The organism is Lysinibacillus sp. FSL M8-0216, from assembly GCF_038595555.1.
Taxonomy (GTDB): domain Bacteria; phylum Bacillota; class Bacilli; order Bacillales_A; family Planococcaceae; genus Lysinibacillus; species Lysinibacillus fusiformis.
The window spans coordinates 1,201,884-1,219,502 of sequence record NZ_CP152007.1; the positions used below are offsets into that span (position 1 = coordinate 1,201,884).

A 17,619-nucleotide genomic window follows, 5' to 3' on the forward strand; every position below is an offset into this window, starting at 1 on the left:
AGGTGTGCTCATGAAAGAAATTAAGATGGGAGCCATTCTTTCGTATCTGATAATCGGTTGCACGATGATTTCTTCCCTTCTTTTTACCCCTTTTATGATTTCGCTTCTTGGACAGGAAGAATTTGGATTATATTCCTTAATGATTGTCCTTGTTGGCTATCTTTCTATTTTAGATTTAGGGTTGGGCAATGCGATTGTACGCTATATTGCTAGAAATAGAGCAATAGCAGATAAGGCATTAGAAGCATCATTAAATGGATTTTTTTTGAAATTATTTATGGGTATTGGCTTTCTTACATTATTGATAGGCTTTTTCCTATTTTCACAAGTACATATTATTTTTGGACAAAGCTTATCTGGAGACCAATTAGCCAAAGCCAAAGTAATGGGCTATATCATGACGATTAGTGTAGCGGTGCAATTTCCACTAGGTGTTTTTACTTCCATCTTACAAGCATATGAAAAATTTATTTTTATTAAATTAACAACATTACTACAGGTGATTGTACAGCCTTTGACAATGTTGTTTTTTCTGTTACAGGGAACCGATGCGGTAACATTAATCTATATTATTGCTATTTATAATATTCTCTTTTTAGTGTTGGATGCCGTTTATTGTATCAAAGTCTTATCCATCCGATTTACATTTACTTTAAAAAACATAAAGCTTATAAAGGAAATTTTTATCTATTCTTTTTTCATTTTCATTACAGTCATTGTCGATAAAATCTATTGGCAAACGGATCAAGTACTATTAGGCATATTCAAAGGGACTGAGGATGTGGCAGTTTATGCGGTAGCTATGCAAATAGTGCTCATATTTATGTCACTTGCGTTAGCCATAAGCGGTTTATTTCTACCTCGTATTTCTATGCTTGTCACAAAAGAAGATGGCTTATTAGAAATTAACCAATTATTCATTAAAGTGGGCGCCATTCAGTTTTTAGTAGTTGGCTATATACTAGGCGGTTTTTTTCTGTTTGGAAAAGAATTTTTATTACTGTGGTTAGGCAAGGATTTTATGGCCATCTATGCCATTGTTCTTATTATTATGGTGCCATTCAGTATTGATCTCATACAAAATTTAGGTATTAATGTGTTGAAGGCGAAGAATCTTTTTAAATTTAGAACCATTTTGTTAATGATAGTGGCGGTCGTCAATATCATTGTATCCATACCGGCTATCTATTTTTATGGAAAAATGGGCACAGCAATTATTACAGCATGTTCTTTATTTATTGGAAATGTAGTAATCATGAATATTTATTACTATAAAAAAATTGGTTTAGATATTTTGGGTTTTTGGCGAACAATTAGCAGGCTCGTTTTAGCATTTATAATGGCTATTTGCTGTAGTCAGCTTTTATGGGATTTAACGAAACCTCCCATTACTTGGGTCTCTATCATCCTTTATATTTGTTATTATACTGTTCTGGCTGGTGGGAGCCTTTTCTTTATTGGCATGACAAAAGAGCACAGAAGAAAGTGGATAGAGTTATTACGTAAAGGAGGGGCAAAATTTTGGTCTTAGTAAGTGTGATTGTCCCTGTTTATAATGCCGAGAATTATTTGAACAAATGTCTTACGAGTATTTGTCATCAAAGTTTAAAGGACATTGAAATTATTACGATTAATGATGGTAGCGAAGATCAATCATTGACGGTTTTACAAAATTTCGCACAGGTGGATGCTCGAATAACTGTTTTAGATACTGACAATGGTGGTGTGAGTAAGGCAAGAAATTTAGGGATGGAACAAGCCAAGGGACAATATATTACTTTTGTTGATGCGGATGATTGGCTAGAGCTAACTATGCTGGAAGAACTATTTCTCGCCTGTAGACTGACAGGTAGCAATATTGTTAAATGCGATTTATTTTGGCAGGAGGAAATAGGAAGTAGGCAGCTATATTATCCCTCAAAGACATACTTTACTTATAGCGCAACCGCTTGTTTAAATAAATTATTTACAGAAATAGGCGAAAAGCATTTTGGTTTTGCCAGCTGTAAACTATATAAAAAATCCTTTATAGATTTGCATAAACTAAAATTTGATGAAACGATGAATTTTGCAGAAGACACAGTGTTTCTAACGAGAGCTGTTATAAAGAATCAATCCATCTGCTATGTCCCAAAACAGCTTTATTACTATAATGTAGGCAATCAAAATTCCCTCACAAGTAGAGCTATGAGCAATGTAAGAAATAATTATGATTTGTTGTATAAAAAGCTTTCTGAGGAATTACAGAGTGGAGAGGTTTATGAGAAAGTAAAAAATAGCTTTTTAAATTACCAATTTGAAGGGCTCCTTGTTATTCTTCATCAATGCCCAGCTAAACCACAGGCCATTAAAAATGCCCTTCAATCCTTTTTACAAGCGTATCCAGAAGTATTGAAGGTGAAGCTAATGAACCGTAAACTACAACAATTTATTTTTTTAAAGCTCATAAAAATGAATTGGCTTACTTTATCCTCAACATTAATTTACATGAAGGTGAAAAGAGCAAAGTGATATAATGCCCAGATATTTATTTTATTTTGCTTAATCCTCCACCTAGCGTTACAATTAATGATGTTATTCAAGGTACGTAAAGTCTGTTTTTTAGAGACGTAATGGAAAGAAAGAGTGGTTGAAAAAATGAAAGTTTTATTTATTGGCGATATTGTTGGTTCAATTGGTCGGGATGCAGTAGAGAAATATTTACCTCGCTTAAAAAAGAAATATAATGTTGATGTTGTCATTGCCAACGGTGAAAATGCTGCGGCAGGACGCGGAATTACACATAATATTTATAATGACCTGCTACAAATGGGTGTAGACGTTATTACGATGGGTAATCATACATGGGATAATAAAGATATATTTGATTTTATTGATGATGCTGATTATTTAATACGTCCAGCAAATTTTTCAGAAGAAGCACCAGGTAAAGGCATGGTGCAAATTTCTAAAAATGGTGTGACATTATCTGTCATTAATTTACATGGTCGTGTATTTTTACCACCTCATGAGGACCCATTTGCGATGGCAGAAAAATTGATTGAAGAAGCTCGTCAAACATCACCGCTTGTATTTGTAGATTTCCATGCGGAGGCAACTAGTGAAAAGATCGCTCTTGGCTGGCACTTAGATGGAAAGGCTTCTGCAGTTGTTGGGACGCATACACATGTGCAAACAGCAGATGCACGCATTTATCCTAATGGAACAGCTTATATTACGGATGTAGGTATGACAGGTCCATATGATGAGATTTTAGGGATGACGAAGGAAAGTGTTATTTATAAATTCCAAACAAATATGCCATCTCGTTTTGAAGTACCGAAAAAAGGCCGAGAAGTATTGAGTGGTTTCTTTGTAGAGATTGATAATCAAACAGGGAAGGCTAAAACCTGTGAACGCATTTATATAAATGAAGATTATCCATTCCAAGGATAAAAAAGTCGAAGAATGTTGATTTACAGCGCTTTTACCGAGGAAACAGGATTCTTTGTGAAACTAGTCTATTTCCGTTTTGCGAAGCATAAAATGTGCTACGGACAATAACTTGAGGTCCAAAAAGGGGGACATGAGTTGTTGAGCGTAAACACTATTCGCGAAACGGGGAGGAATAATTGTGGATTCATTAAAAGTATCATCACGCTCTAATCCAAATTCAGTTGCAGGTGCATTAGTCGCGGTAATCAGAGAAAAAGGGCAAGCAGAAATGCAAGCAGTTGGGGCAGGTGCACTTAACCAAGCCGTGAAAGCAGTGGCCATCGCACGCGGATTTGTAGCGCCAAGTGGCACAGATTTAATTTGCGCGCCGGCGTTTGCCGATATTTTAATTGCTGGTGAAGAACGTACAGCCTTGAAGCTGCTAGTGGAAAAACGTAATCGATAAAAAAGTGTAATAAGTAAAATGCCTAGTCACATAATAAAGTGACGGGCATTTTTTCGTTTTCCTGTTTACATATGATAGATGTCACTTGAAATAGGCGCGTTATTTTGCTTGGATTTGAAAATTACAACTTTATGAACAGGATTTTCAGTCAAAGGTCTGATTTTCGCCTAAATCGTTGAGAAACAATAGTGCAGAAGGTTTCTTCGTGTTAAACTTATGAAGGAAAAATAATAGTACACATTGGATTTAAGGAGTTGTTGACATGTTACATCAGCTTTCATGGAAAGTCGGTGGGCAACAGGGTGAAGGGATTGAGAGTACAGGTGAAATCTTCTCAATGGCAATGAATCGTTTAGGGTATTTCCTATACGGTTATCGTCACTTCTCTTCTCGAATTAAAGGTGGCCATACGAATAATAAAATTACAGTTCGTCCAACAGAAGTACGTGCAATTGCGGATGATTTAGATATTTTAGTGGCGTTCGATCAGGAAACAATCGATGTCAATTATAAAGAACTTACAGAAAATGGTATTATTTTAGCGGATGCCAAATTTGATCCTGTTAAACCAGAAGATTCAAAGGCACCATTATTTGTTGTACCGTTTACGGAAATAGCAGCAGAGCTTGGGACGTCTTTGATGAAAAACATGGTAGCAATCGGAGCAACAGCGTCATTGCTAAATCTAGAAGATGCCGTGTTCCAAAATGTTGTCGATGATATTTTTGGGAAAAAGGGCGAAGAGGTCGTTCAAAAAAATATGGAAGCCATTACTCGTGGTCGTCAAATCATGAATGAGCTGTTAGGTGATCGTGTAGGTGCATGGGAAATTTCTCCTGCAGATGGCAAGCGTCGTATGTTTATGATTGGTAACGATGCAGTGGCGCTTGGTGCATTAGCTGCTGGGACACGCTTTATGGCAGCCTACCCAATTACGCCTGCTTCAGAAATTATGGAATACTTAATTAAAAAGTTACCGAAATTTGGTGGGACAGTTATTCAAACAGAGGATGAGATTGCCGCAGCAACAATGGCGATTGGCGCTAACTTTGGTGGTGTTCGTTCCTTTACAGCATCAGCTGGACCTGGTCTTTCACTGATGATGGAAGCAATTGGTCTTTCAGGTATGACAGAGCAGCCATTAGTGGTCGTTGATACACAACGTGGAGGTCCTTCAACTGGGCTACCAACAAAGCAAGAACAATCGGACTTAATGGCAATGCTTTACGGAACACATGGAGAAATCCCTAAAGTAGTTATTGCACCTTCTACAATGGAGGAAGCATTCTTTGATACAATCCAAGCATTTAATATTGCAGAGGAATTGCAATTACCAGTTATCTTAATGACAGATTTACAATTATCGCTAGGGAAACAATCTGTAGAACCATTTGATTACAGTAAGATTGAAATTCGTCGCGGTAAAATTGTGATTGATGATCTTGAAGAAGCCACTGATAAAGCCTACTTCAAACGTTATGAAGATACTGAAGATGGGGTTTCACCTCGAGTATTACCTGGTACATTACATGGTATTCATCACGTTACTGGTGTTGAGCATGATGAAACAGGAAAGCCATCTGAAGCAACAGGTAATCGTCAAGCACAAATGGATAAACGTTTCCGTAAATTAGAAAGTTTGAAATTTGATAACCCTGTATTTGTAAATGCACCACATGAGGAAGCCGAGATTTTATTAGTAGGCTTTAACTCAACAAGAGGAGCTATCGAAGAAGTGCAAGAACGACTAAATGCTCAAGGTATGAAAGTGAATCATGCACATATTCGTTTAGTTCACCCATTCCCATCTGCGGAAATGGCACCTCTTGTAGCACAGGCGAAAAAAGTGATCGTTGTAGAAAATAACTATACAGGTCAATTAGCTAATATTATGAAAATGAACATAGGTGGTCACGATAAAATCGCGACAATCACTAAATATAATGGTACACCATTCTTGCCAGGTGAATTAGAAAATCGTGTAAAGGAGTTGACTCGCTAATGGCAACATTTAAGGATTTTCGTAATGCAGTAAAGCCAAACTGGTGCCCAGGTTGTGGAGACTTCTCTGTACAGGCAGCTATTCAACGTGCTGCTGCCAATGTTGGAATTGAACCAAATGAACTTGCAGTAATTTCTGGAATCGGTTGTTCAGGTCGTATTTCAGGTTATATCAATTCTTATGGATTCCATGGTATTCATGGTCGTGCACTTCCCATTGCACAAGGATTAAAAATGGCCAATCGTGATTTACATGTTATTGCTTCTGGTGGCGACGGCGATGGATTTGCGATCGGTATGGGGCATACGATTCATGCAATCCGTCGAAATATTGATATTACGTATATTGTCATGGATAACCAAATTTACGGCTTAACAAAGGGCCAAACATCTCCACGTTCTGCTGCTGGATTCATCACTAAATCCACACCAGGTGGAGCAATTGAGCCATCGTTAAAACCTTTAGAAGTTGCATTAACAAGTGGTGCTACATTTGTGGCACAAGGCTTCTCAACAGATATTAAAGAATTGACGGCTTTAATTGAAGCAGGGATCAACCATAAAGGCTTCTCATTCATCAATGTCTTTTCACCTTGTGTCACATATAACAAAGTGAACACATACGATTGGTTTAAAGAGAATTTAACAAAATTAGCGGATGTTGAAGGTTATGATCACTCAGATCGTGGTATGGCGATGCGTACAGTGATGGAAAATGAGGGCTTAGTAACAGGAATTATTTATCATGATACAGAAACAGCATCTTATCAAGAGAAAGTACCTGGCTACTCCGAGTTACCATTAACAGATATCGATATTAAAATGAGTGAAAATGATTTCAATGAGCTAGTAAAAGAATTTATGTAAAATGATAGAGTCAAAGCATTTGGACTGGTAATAGTCCAAATGCTTTTTTTGTTGCATGAATGTATTGCATGTAGAGTTAGAAAACAGCAGTAATGATACAAAAATATGTGAATTCATATTCAAGTTGTGAAACTAAAACAAATACAAGGGGCTAGTAGAGGTAAAAATCTCCCCGAAAATGCTACAATAAAAGAAAAAAAGAGGCGATGCACGTGAATAACGTCATTGATTTTATTGCAAAGAAAAAAGAACGTGAAGAAAGGCAGCGTGCGCAGGATTTAGAGCGTTATGTGGCGACACACTGCAATTTCGAACAACCAGAAAATATTGATGCACTCGTTGAGGGCAAACTGATAGAAGTCAAAGACCACTCGTTATTTCTGGGCTTTCTGTCTATTTTAAAGGATGAGCATATAGAGCCGATGACTATATTTCAGGATGTCTTTACTTTAGAACCCGCTCGTTTTGAAATGTCTTACAATATGAGATGGTGGTCTGTTGTTCAACTAGCGTTTACATTTTTAACAATTTTAAAGGAAAATGAGCCGCATACATATGCTGATTTTTTAGGTCTCTCCAAATAATCTAAGTATGTGTACGTCTGGTCAATCACACGTACACATACAACACCCCCTATGTTCTTCAATTAATTTTTAATTCTCTATAGATCATTCTATTCATTCATAGATATTTATAATTTCTCAATAATTTTTACTAAATATTTTAACGACCTCCATACTTGCTTAATGTTTGTTTTATACCATTACAGGTGTAAGCAAATAAAAATAAACAAAAACAAATGGAGGGTCCAACACATGGCAATTCAAAAGTTGTGGAAAAAAGGCTTAATTGGTGCACTAGCTATTTCCATGTTGGCAGCTTGTTCAGACAGTTCATCAGGTGCAAACGAGGTAAATGAAGATGTAACGCTTGAAGAAATTACGACAAAAGCAAAGGAACAGGGAACTGTCAATTCTGTTGGTATGCCTGATACATGGGCGAACTGGGTGGAAACTTGGGAGGAGCTAGGAACTGAATATAGCATTAAACACAAAGATACAGATATGTCGAGTGCTGAAGAGCTAGCGAAGTTTGAAGCGGAGAAAGATGATGCTACAGCAGATATCGGTGATGTAGGGATTGCTTTTGGTCCAATTGCCAAGGACAAGGGTCTAACGTTACCATACAAAACTTCTTACTGGGATGAGATACCTAATTGGGCTAAAGACGATGAAGGCCATTGGATCGTAGGCTATACTGGAACTATTTCATTTTTAACAGATAAAAATAATGTAAAAGATGCCCCTAAATCGTGGGAGGATTTAAAAAATGGCGATTATACAGTCAGCATTGGGGATGCATTAACAGCTAACCAAGCACAGTTTGCTATTTTAGCAGCTGCTATGGCATTTGGTGGGGATGAATCCAATATTCAACCTGGGATTGATTTTTTTGCTGAGTTAGCGAAGCAAGGTAGATTACAGGGTGATCCATCGGTCGCAAACTTAGAAAAAGGAGAAATTGATGTCGCGATCTTATGGGATTTCAATGCCTTAGGCTATCGTCACCAAATTGATGAGGACCGTTTTGAGGTAGTGATACCAAATGAGGGATCTGTTACTTCAGGCTATGCAACGATCATTAACAAGTATGCGAAAAACCCACATGCGGCCATGCTAGCACGTGAATATATTTTATCTGATGCAGGTCAAGAAAATTTAGCAAAAGGCTATGCAAGACCAATTCGAGATAAAGTAGACCTACCACAGGATGTTAAAGATTTATTATTACCAGCTGATATGTATAACAATGCTCAGCCAGTAAACGATCAAAAGCAATGGGAAGAAACAACGAAGCAAATTCCACAATTATTTCAGGAGCAGGTGTTAATCCATGCAAAATAAGAAACTAGTTCTTATTGTCGTTGATGCACTACGCTTTGATACTGCTTGTAGCCATATGGGATTTTTACACCATTTAGTAGAGCGAAAGGTAGCAGCGCGCTATAAAATTTGTTCGGAGGTTCCAGCGTTATCCCGACCATTGTATGAAACTATTTTAACAGGGACACCCCCCATCGTTCATGGTGTCACAAGCAATATGACCGTCCGTTTATCGACTCAAAAAAGTGTCTTTCATGTTGCGAAGGAACACGGATTGACTACTGCAGCCTCAGCCTATTATTGGGTAAGCGAACTTTATAACAGAGCACCATTTAACCATATGGCTGACAGAATTCAATTGGATACATCCTTACCAATTGACAATGGATTGTTCTATTTTGAGGATCATTATCCGGATAGTCATGTATTTGCAGATGCAGCGTGGCTAATGGATGAAAAGCAGCCTGATTTCCTTTATATTCATCCGATGAATGTTGATGATGATGGTCATAAATTCACTGCGGATTCCGCACAATATCGCAATCGTGTTTTAGCGATGGATGCCTTATTATCATTATTCATCCCAAAATGTATGGCGCAAGGGTATGAGGTTATTGTTACAGCGGATCATGGCATGACGAGTGATGGCAATCATGGAGGAACAACGGATGAGGATCGTTATGTTCCACTGTTTGTGATAGCCGATTCTATCAAGGCAGGGATAAATGAGGGTGTCGTTTCACAATTACAAATTGCACCACTATGCTGTCATTTATTGAATATGGAGCCTACTGATGAGATGGTGCCACTTTTGATTGAAGGTGTGTATGCAGCAAAAGAGGTTTAACTAATAATAGTCGCTCCTATTAGACTGACTGGAGCGACTATTATCCCCTTGAGCAGCAGTAATTATAGAAAGAAGTGATTGTGTTGATATCGAAGCGGCAATCCATTGCCTGGCTTTCTCCTTTTCTAGTATTACTATTATTATTTTTCCTTGTCCCTTTATTGTATATGCTCATAACTAGCTTTCAAAATAGTGATGGCTTTACGCTGGCACAATACAAGGGGGTTTTTACAAACGGCTATATTCTACAGGGGTTTAAAAATAGTATTACCTTATCCGTCATTTCAGCTATTATCGCGTTAATGGTTACATTGTTCGCGGTCTATGCCATGATGAAGTTTTCTGAGCCAGTAAGGGAGAAAATTTTAATACTAACAAATTTAACATCTAATTTTTCGGGTATTCCGTTAGCGTTTGCTTTTATCGTGTTACTTGGCAACAGTGGTTTATTTACACTGTTATTTGAAAAATGGGATATTGATGCACTGTCATCATTTTCACTTTATAGTTGGGGTGGTCTTTTATTAATTTATATTTACTTTCAGCTTCCGCTATCGCTTATGCTATTATATCCGATTTATGATGGAATCCAGCAGCAGTGGAAGGAGGCAGCTGCACTTTTAGGGGCATCCAGTTGGCAGTTTTGGATGAAAATTGGTTTACCAGTTATGCTACCAGGGATTGTCGGAACTTTTAGTGTGTTATTTGCTAATGCTATGGGGGCGTATGCCTCTGCCTATGCGCTGACGAGCAGTAATTATAACTTAGTGGCGATTCGTATTGGCTCATTAATTAAGGGTGATATCTTTGCCCAACCAGAGCTAGCAAGTGCGATAGCGGTCATTTTAGCCGTATCCATGGTAACGGCTATGTTAATTAGTGAGTGGAGCATCTCAAAAACAAGGAGGAAACTTAAATGAAGAAGAGGGGCTTGGCCGATTTATTTTTCCTCCTATTAGTTGGGTATCTTATATTGCCCGTTCTAGCAACGATGCTCTATGCTTTTGCATCAAAATGGAATAAAACGATATTACCTGAAGGATTTACATTAAAATGGTTTACCGCATTGTTTCAGGATAGTGATTTTATTCAAGCATTTGGACGTTCAGTATTATTAGCAGGAGGTGCTGTTAGTATTGCGCTCCTTGTTATTGTGCCAGCCATCTTCGTTATTGTCTTGTACTTTCCTACGTATGAAAAGTGGATACAGATGGCCGTTGTCATGGTTTATTCTTTTCCAGGAATCATTTTAGCGGTAGGACTTATCCGCGTTTATAGTAAAATAGGGATACCGATGATTTTCGTTGTTTTAGGGGCCTATGTTGTTGGCATTCTACCTTATATCTATCAGGGCACACGAAATAGTTTGCGAAATATAGATGCAAGGCAACTTCTTGATGCAGCTCAATTGCTTGGCGCCTCTAAAAGGCAAGCATTCACAAAAATTTTACTGCCTACAGTTTATCCCGGCTTATTTGCAGGTGCGCTGTTATCTTTCTCTGTTTTATTTGGCGAATTTGTCTTAATTAATCTTGTTGTGGGCTCTCGCTTTGAAACCGTTCAAATTTATTTAATGAAAAAACTGAGTACAAGTGGACATATTGCTAGTGCAGTAGTTTTCATTTATATCGTGCTGATGGGTTTATTAACATTTGTCATTGCAATAGTAACGAAACGATCGAAAGGTGCTACAAATCTATGAGTTATCTTGTTATTGAAGGGCTTCATAAAAACTATGGGTCATCAACTGTTTTATCGAATATTAATATGAAAATTGACAAAGGTGAATTTATTACTTTATTAGGACCGAGTGGCTGTGGAAAAAGTACGATTCTTCGTATTGTTGCAGGCTTAACGGATGCAACGGCAGGCAAAATTTCCATTGAAGGCAAAGATATGAATGGTGTACAGCCGAAGGATCGTCAAGTGGGGATGGTTTTTCAATCCTATGCACTTTTCCCGAATATGACCGTGCAAGAAAATGTCGCCTTTGGTTTGCGTATGCAAAAAGAGAATTCAGTTGAGCTAGAACAGCGCGTTCAAGACATGTTGGAGCTTGTTCATTTAAGCGAAAAAGCGCACGCTTATCCGAAAGAACTATCGGGAGGTCAACAACAACGTGTTGCACTAGCGCGAGCGTTAATTGTCCGACCTAAAGTATTGTTATTAGACGAGCCACTTAGTGCGCTAGATGCTCAAATACGTAAGAAGCTTCAGGCAGATTTACGGGCCATTCAACGGAAGCTCAATATGACGATGATTTTAGTAACGCATGATCAGGAAGAGGCCATGGCTGTTTCAGATAGAATATTTGTAATGAATAATGGCAGTATTGCGCAAAGTGGGACACCAACTGAGATTTATACAAGACCTGATAATGAATTTATTGCTAATTTTATTGGGCATTATAATGTTTTTTCTCGACAGGTTTTACAGCAAATGCTCGGAGAACCTTTACCAGAGCCACACCGTAAATTTGCGATTCGTCCTGAAGCTTTGCATTTCGATAAAAGAAATGGTGATCTGTGTTTAACAGGAATAGCGAAACAATCGTTAATGAGTGGCAATATCATTCGAACAATGTTTGAGGGGGAGGTCTTATTTACAATCGAGCAGCTGCATCAACAGGGCTATTCAATTGAAATGGGAGCAACCTATAAGTGTTATGTCGCAAAAGAAGATGTGATTGCATTATCATGACTTACGCAAAACTAGAAAGATTCGAATTCATATTAAAACAATTAGAGTGGGAAGGGAAAATTATTGTTGCGAATATTGCTGATGCGCTTCAAGTAGCTCCTGAAACAATACGAAGAGACTTTGATGAATTAGAGCAACAGCGTTTGTTAACAAGAGTGCATGGTGGGGCTATTAAATATACGAACGTACGCAATGAGCCTGCCTTTTTGCGTAAGCTACAAATGCAGAAAGAGGCTAAGCGTCAAATTGCTCGTATGGCCGCAAAACGGATTAGCGATGGAGATACGATAGCAATTGATACGGGGACGACAACGGTTCATATTGCAGATTTTCTACTAGCTGTTGACGATATAACAGTTGTTACAAACTCGATTGCAGCAGCTGTCCAGTTTAATTTAGCTATAGAGGAAAGACGCATGACTGGGAAGGTTATTTTACTAGGTGGTACCGCGAATCCGCGACAATCCTCTGTCGCAGGAGCTATGACTTTGGAAATGTTAGATAATATGAATTTTGATAAAGCATTTATTTCATGTGGTGGCATTAGTGATGGTGTTGTTTACGATTATGATTTAGATGAATCTCTCATTTCAAAAAAAATGCAAAAGCATAGTAAGGTCAATTATTTATTAGCGGATGCATCGAAAATTAATGGAAAATCATTTTTTCAAATTTGTCATCTTGAAGAATGTACGGAAATTTTTTGTGAAAATACCTGTCCATTAGAATGGCAGGCTTATGAAGAAAAATGGACGGTATGTAATGGAGGGAAAAGTTGATGACAATTGATTATCATGTACATTTAGAAGAGGGGCCTTATTCATCGCGCTGGCTAGAGCGTACATCACAGGCGCTTGAGTTCTTTCAACATGTGGATGCTACTGCACAGGGTTCAAAGGAGCAGATGACCTTTCAACTACAGAGGTTAACAAAGAGGGTTCAAAATGGCTGCTATAGTGAGGAATGGTTGGATTTATATCTTCAGCAAGCAAAGCAGCTTGGTTTACGAGAGGTTGGCATTGTTGATCACTTATATCGTTTTAAGGAGACGCGTGCTTACTTCGAGCGCTTTATGAAATTGGACGATAGTAAGATTGGTCAATTACAGCGATATTGGCTAGATCGTGTCATGACAGAAAATATCGATACTTTTGTCTCTACTATTCAACAGGCGAAGGAAAAATGGCACCGAGAAGGCATTGCCTTGAAGCTAGGTATAGAGGCAGATTATTTTATAGGTGGGGAAATGGAGCTAACTTCATTATTAGCCGAACATCCGTGGGATTATGTAATCGGTTCAGTCCATTTTGTAGATGGCTGGGGCTTTGATAATCCCCAAACAGAATATCTATTTAAGCAAATGAGTCCGCAAGCATTACAAGAAAACTATGAGCGATTTTTTATGACTGTTGAAAACATGATTCAGTCCAAACTATTTGATTTTGTGGCCCATCTTGACAACTTTAAAGTATTTAATTATCAGGTAGAGGATCAGGCATTTCTAAAAGTTTGGTATGAACGTATCGCACAAGCTTTAACGTCAACTGAAACTGCCACGGAGATCAATGCCGGGTTGTATTATCGTTATCCTGTAAAAGAAATGTGCCCTGGCCCTCGCTTTTTACAAACCTTACTTGACTATGGGGTTATTTTTACAGTTTCCTCAGATGCCCATTTCCCTGATGATTTAGGAAAGCATACATTTGCCAATACAGACTTGCTAAAGAGCCATGGGGTTCAATCCATCGTCTCTTTTGAACAACGCATTAAAAAATTTATAGAAATATAGATACGGGAGAAGGCACTAAAGTTTTTATATTAGTGTCTTTTATTTGTGCTACATATGTCCAATCTAGTTCGCATACAAATGAATAAATTCATTTTTACTAGAGAGGTGATCCAATTGTCATACCTACATGTACAACCATTTTTGCCTATTGTTATACAATCAGGACAGCATGCCTACGGGGTAGCTCGTTCATTTTATGAGGCCTATACTATTAAGAGCCTTGTCATCGAGCCAGCTAGAAAGCGGGGGAATTTCCAATCATTTTTCTCCAGTGGTACGCGGGGAATCGCTACGCAAAATAGTGGTATCCTTGACTTTCGATATGTAGAGAATTTAGATGACCCTAACCATTTTGTACAAGCGCTGTTGACGCTGGCAAAGCAGTTTCAGCATCAACGATTGATATTATTAGTTTGCGACTGCTTCTACGCAGAGCTGATCATTAAAAATAAAGAGCAGCTAAAAAAATATTTTATTTTACCCTATATCGACCAAGTTTTGCTCAAGAAGGTTCAAACAAAGGAAAAATTTTATCAACTTTGTGACTTGTATAAGTTAAAATACCCCCAAACAGTGACTGTAACAAAGGAACAACAGACAAACTGCTTCATACCATTCCAATACCCAATCATTATTAAACCTTCCAATTCTGTGGCGTACTCTAGCTGCTCCTTTCCTGAGAAGAAAAAAATTTATCTAGTCCATAATGACAGTGAGATGCAACAGATTGTTCGCAGTATTTATAGCTCAAGCTATCAGGACACTTTAATTTTACAAGAGTTTATCCCCGGTGATGATTCGTTCATTCGCGTATTAGACGTCTATGTAGGGAGAGATAAAAAAGTGAAATTGATGTGTTTAAGCAATAAGCTTTTTGAGGACCCCTCCCCGCAAAACAAAGGTATCTCTTTAGCTGTCATGATCGATTATGATGAGCAATTGATGGATACAATCCGGCATCTGTTAGAGGACATCGGTTATACGGGTTTTGCCAATTTTGATATGAAATATGATCCGCGTGATGGGGAGTATAAGTTATTTGAGCTCAATTTACGAGCCGGTTCTTCCAGCTATTATGTAACAGCGAGCGGCCATAACTTCATGCAATATGTAGTGGATGATTATCTATTCCACATCCCGCTTGAACGAACATATGTCCAAACTAAGCATTTGTGGTCACTACTGCCTCCAAAAACTTTATATAAATGTATGGGAAATGAAAAATTAAAAATTGAAGCCAAACGATTAGTGAAACAAGGCCGATATACAAATGCTTTATTTTATAAAGAGGATATGAGTATGAAGCGTTGGGTCAAGCTGAAATTATACAATGGATACTTATATATAAAGCATAGGAAGTATTTTATTGATCGTAACGTTTAGCTCTCTTATTAGATAAGATAAAACTTGAAATTGGACGGATTTATCCTTTCAGCTACTTGTAATTAAGTCGAAACCACGACATTTGAAGCGCAAGCCTTGTAGGAAGTATCAACTATTCAGTATAATAGTAAGATGGAAATTCAAGTGCATGGATTTCGTTTGAAAGGAGTTACCTGATTGCGATGAATGAGGAACAACGCTTAGCTAATCAACAGGTCAATCAACCAAAAAAAGAAGACAAGCCTGAAAAGGATTACAGTAAATATTTTGAGAAGGTCTTTACGGCACCTTCCTTAAAAGATGCTAAAAAACGTGGTAAAGAAGATGTGAAATACCATAAGGATTTTAGCATTGATGATCAATTTGCAGGAATGGGTAAAGATCGTACTTTCTACATTCGTACTTATGGCTGCCAAATGAATGAGCATGACACAGAAGTAATGGCTGGTATTTTTATGCAGTTGGGTTACACACCAACTGAAATAATTGAAGAGGCTGACGTCGTCTTGCTGAATACATGTGCCATTCGAGAAAATGCAGAAAACAAAGTATTTGGAGAACTTGGTTTCCTGTTGAAATATAAACGAAAAAACCCAGAGATGCTAATCGGGGTTTGTGGCTGTATGTCGCAAGAGGAATCGGTTGTAAATAAAATTTTAAGAAGCTATCCACATGTCGATATGGTTTTTGGAACGCATAATATTCACCGCCTTCCAAACATTCTTAAAGAAGCGTATATGTCGAAAGAAATGGTCGTAGAAGTTTGGTCTAAAGAAGGCGATGTGATTGAAAATCTGCCGAAGAAACGTCTTGGTTCCATTAAAGCATGGGTTAATATTATGTATGGTTGCGATAAATTCTGTACGTATTGTATCGTACCGTATACACGTGGAAAAGAGCGTAGTCGTCGTCCAGAGGAGATCATTGCTGAGGTCCGAGAGCTAGCGGCAGCGGGCTATCAGGAGATTATGTTGCTTGGTCAAAATGTCAACGCTTACGGAAAAGACTTTGAGGATATCGAATATCGTCTTGGGGATTTAATGGATGCTTTAAGAAAAATTGATATTCCACGAATTCGTTTTACAACGAGTCACCCTCGAGATTTCGATGATCAACTAATCGAAGTACTTGCAAAACGTGGTAATTTAGTAGAACATATTCATTTGCCAGTACAATCTGGCTCTAATGACATTTTAAAAATTATGGCTCGTAAATATACACGTGAGCATTTCCTGACATTAGTAGAAAAAATTAAAGCTGCAATTCCTGAAGTAACATTAACGACAGATATTATCGTTGGCTACCCAAACGAAACGGAGGAACAATTTGAGGAAACGCTTTCCCTATACCGTGAAGTTGGCTTTGAGGCAGCATTTACGTATATCTATTCTCCTCGTGAAGGGACTCCGGCTGCAAAAATGGTCGATAATGTACCTGAAGAGGTGAAAAAGGAACGACTTCAACGTTTAAATGAAGTGGTGGGTGAGTATTCACGCAAAGCCTTAGAGCGTTTAAATGGTGAGGTTGTCGAAGTATTAGTTGAAGGAACAAGTAAACGACGAGATGATGTGCTAGCAGGCTATACGCGAAAAAATCGTCTGGTTAACTTTAAAGCACCAGCAGAAGTAATTGGTCAATTAGTAAAAGTTAAAATTATAGAGACTACATCTTATTCACTTACTGGTGAGTTTTTGGAAGTCGTAAAAAATGAAAAGGTGGAAGCGTAAATGACACAAATCTTATTCACAAAAGAAGATTTAATTAAAAAATCACATGAAATTGCACATATGATTGCAAATACACCAGAGGTTGAATTTTTCAAAAAGGCAGAAGCTCAAATCAACGAAAATCAACAAGTACGTGAACGAATCGCAAGTTTAAAAAGTTTACAAAAACAAGCGGTTAATTTCCAACACTTAGGAAAAGAAAAAGCGCTAAAAATGATAGAAGATAAAATTGCTAAAATCGAAGAAGAAATTAATGACATCCCAGTTGTTCAACAATTTAAAGAATCGCAAGGCGATGTAAATGATTTATTGCAATTAGTATCAAATACGATCGCTAATAATGTAACAAATGAAATTATCCGCTCAACAGGTGGCGATGTGCTACGTGGTGAAACGGGTTCATATGTAGACAATTCTCAACCAGGTAGCTGTTCTTAACAGATTATAGAAGTAAAGCTCGAATGACAACATTCGAGCTTTTTTATGTTTATTTCTATGGGGGAATGCTCTCGCTATAGCAGTCATCTTTTGAAAAGAGTTGT

The 17,619-nt window shown here is 37.8% G+C and carries 17 protein-coding genes; all 17 read left to right on the top strand.

The annotated features are described in order from the left end of the window. Window positions 1-10 precede the first annotated feature (10 nt). The 17 genes from MKX57_RS05580 (at window position 11) to MKX57_RS05660 (ending at window position 17,515) form a co-directional block, all read left to right on the top strand. Complete coding sequence (locus MKX57_RS05580; RefSeq protein WP_342550832.1) at window positions 11-1,531, top strand: oligosaccharide flippase family protein; 1,521 nt, start codon at window positions 11-13, stop codon at window positions 1,529-1,531. Next, window positions 1,522-2,511: a glycosyltransferase gene (locus MKX57_RS05585; protein WP_008178905.1), complete on the top strand. Its 990-nt coding sequence runs from the start codon at window positions 1,522-1,524 to the stop codon at window positions 2,509-2,511. The genes MKX57_RS05580 and MKX57_RS05585 overlap by 10 nt, the downstream gene beginning before the upstream one ends. 126 nt (window positions 2,512-2,637) lie before the next feature. Then, window positions 2,638-3,435, top strand: a complete 798-nt coding sequence (locus tag MKX57_RS05590) for a TIGR00282 family metallophosphoesterase (RefSeq protein WP_008178904.1) — start codon at window positions 2,638-2,640, stop codon at window positions 3,433-3,435. Window positions 3,436-3,613: 178 nt separating this feature from the next. Further along, window positions 3,614-3,880: a stage V sporulation protein S gene (locus MKX57_RS05595; RefSeq protein ID WP_008178903.1), complete on the top strand. Its 267-nt coding sequence runs from the start codon at window positions 3,614-3,616 to the stop codon at window positions 3,878-3,880. 262 nt (window positions 3,881-4,142) lie between these two features. Continuing rightward, window positions 4,143-5,882, top strand: coding sequence for a 2-oxoacid:acceptor oxidoreductase subunit alpha (locus MKX57_RS05600; RefSeq protein ID WP_008178902.1), 1,740 nt, complete (start codon window positions 4,143-4,145; stop codon window positions 5,880-5,882). After that, complete coding sequence (locus tag MKX57_RS05605) at window positions 5,882-6,748, top strand: 2-oxoacid:ferredoxin oxidoreductase subunit beta (RefSeq protein WP_008178901.1); 867 nt, start codon at window positions 5,882-5,884, stop codon at window positions 6,746-6,748. The genes MKX57_RS05600 and MKX57_RS05605 overlap by 1 nt, the downstream gene beginning before the upstream one ends. A gap of 206 nt (window positions 6,749-6,954) precedes the next feature. Continuing rightward, window positions 6,955-7,332: a 2-oxoglutarate ferredoxin oxidoreductase subunit beta gene (locus MKX57_RS05610; protein WP_342532322.1), complete on the top strand. Its 378-nt coding sequence runs from the start codon at window positions 6,955-6,957 to the stop codon at window positions 7,330-7,332. A 231-nt stretch (window positions 7,333-7,563) separates the two neighbouring features. Then, entirely contained in the window at window positions 7,564-8,652 is a 1,089-nt protein-coding gene (locus MKX57_RS05615; protein ID WP_342550833.1) for an extracellular solute-binding protein, read from the top strand. After that, window positions 8,642-9,478 (top strand): alkaline phosphatase family protein, encoded by an 837-nt coding sequence (locus MKX57_RS05620; RefSeq protein WP_342532324.1) that lies wholly within the window; start codon window positions 8,642-8,644, stop codon window positions 9,476-9,478. Before MKX57_RS05615 ends, MKX57_RS05620 begins: the two co-directional genes overlap by 11 nt. Before the next feature lie 74 nt (window positions 9,479-9,552). After that, the gene (locus MKX57_RS05625; protein WP_342532325.1) at window positions 9,553-10,398 is read left to right on the top strand and encodes an ABC transporter permease subunit; all 846 of its coding nucleotides are present in this window, start codon (window positions 9,553-9,555) and stop codon (window positions 10,396-10,398) included. Further along, on the top strand, window positions 10,395-11,180 hold the full coding sequence (locus tag MKX57_RS05630) for an ABC transporter permease subunit (protein WP_342532326.1): 786 nt from the start codon (window positions 10,395-10,397) through the stop codon (window positions 11,178-11,180). The genes MKX57_RS05625 and MKX57_RS05630 overlap by 4 nt, the downstream gene beginning before the upstream one ends. Further along, on the top strand, window positions 11,177-12,178 hold the full coding sequence (locus MKX57_RS05635; protein ID WP_008178894.1) for an ABC transporter ATP-binding protein: 1,002 nt from the start codon (window positions 11,177-11,179) through the stop codon (window positions 12,176-12,178). Before MKX57_RS05630 ends, MKX57_RS05635 begins: the two co-directional genes overlap by 4 nt. Further along, the gene (locus MKX57_RS05640; RefSeq protein WP_008178893.1) at window positions 12,175-12,957 is read left to right on the top strand and encodes a DeoR/GlpR family DNA-binding transcription regulator; all 783 of its coding nucleotides are present in this window, start codon (window positions 12,175-12,177) and stop codon (window positions 12,955-12,957) included. The genes MKX57_RS05635 and MKX57_RS05640 overlap by 4 nt, the downstream gene beginning before the upstream one ends. Continuing rightward, a complete protein-coding gene (locus tag MKX57_RS05645) occupies window positions 12,957-13,967 on the top strand; it encodes a histidinol phosphate phosphatase domain-containing protein (RefSeq protein WP_090001043.1) in 1,011 nt (336 codons plus the stop codon). Before MKX57_RS05640 ends, MKX57_RS05645 begins: the two co-directional genes overlap by 1 nt. A gap of 78 nt (window positions 13,968-14,045) precedes the next feature. Beyond that, complete coding sequence (locus MKX57_RS05650) at window positions 14,046-15,350, top strand: ATP-grasp domain-containing protein (protein WP_342550834.1); 1,305 nt, start codon at window positions 14,046-14,048, stop codon at window positions 15,348-15,350. A gap of 182 nt (window positions 15,351-15,532) precedes the next feature. Further along, complete coding sequence (gene miaB / locus MKX57_RS05655) at window positions 15,533-17,077, top strand: tRNA (N6-isopentenyl adenosine(37)-C2)-methylthiotransferase MiaB (RefSeq protein WP_008178889.1); 1,545 nt, start codon at window positions 15,533-15,535, stop codon at window positions 17,075-17,077. Continuing rightward, window positions 17,078-17,515 carry a RicAFT regulatory complex protein RicA family protein gene (locus tag MKX57_RS05660; protein WP_008178888.1) on the top strand — a complete coding sequence of 146 codons (438 nt, stop codon included), beginning with the start codon at window positions 17,078-17,080 and terminating at the stop codon, window positions 17,513-17,515. The last annotated feature ends 104 nt before the right edge of the window (window positions 17,516-17,619 follow it).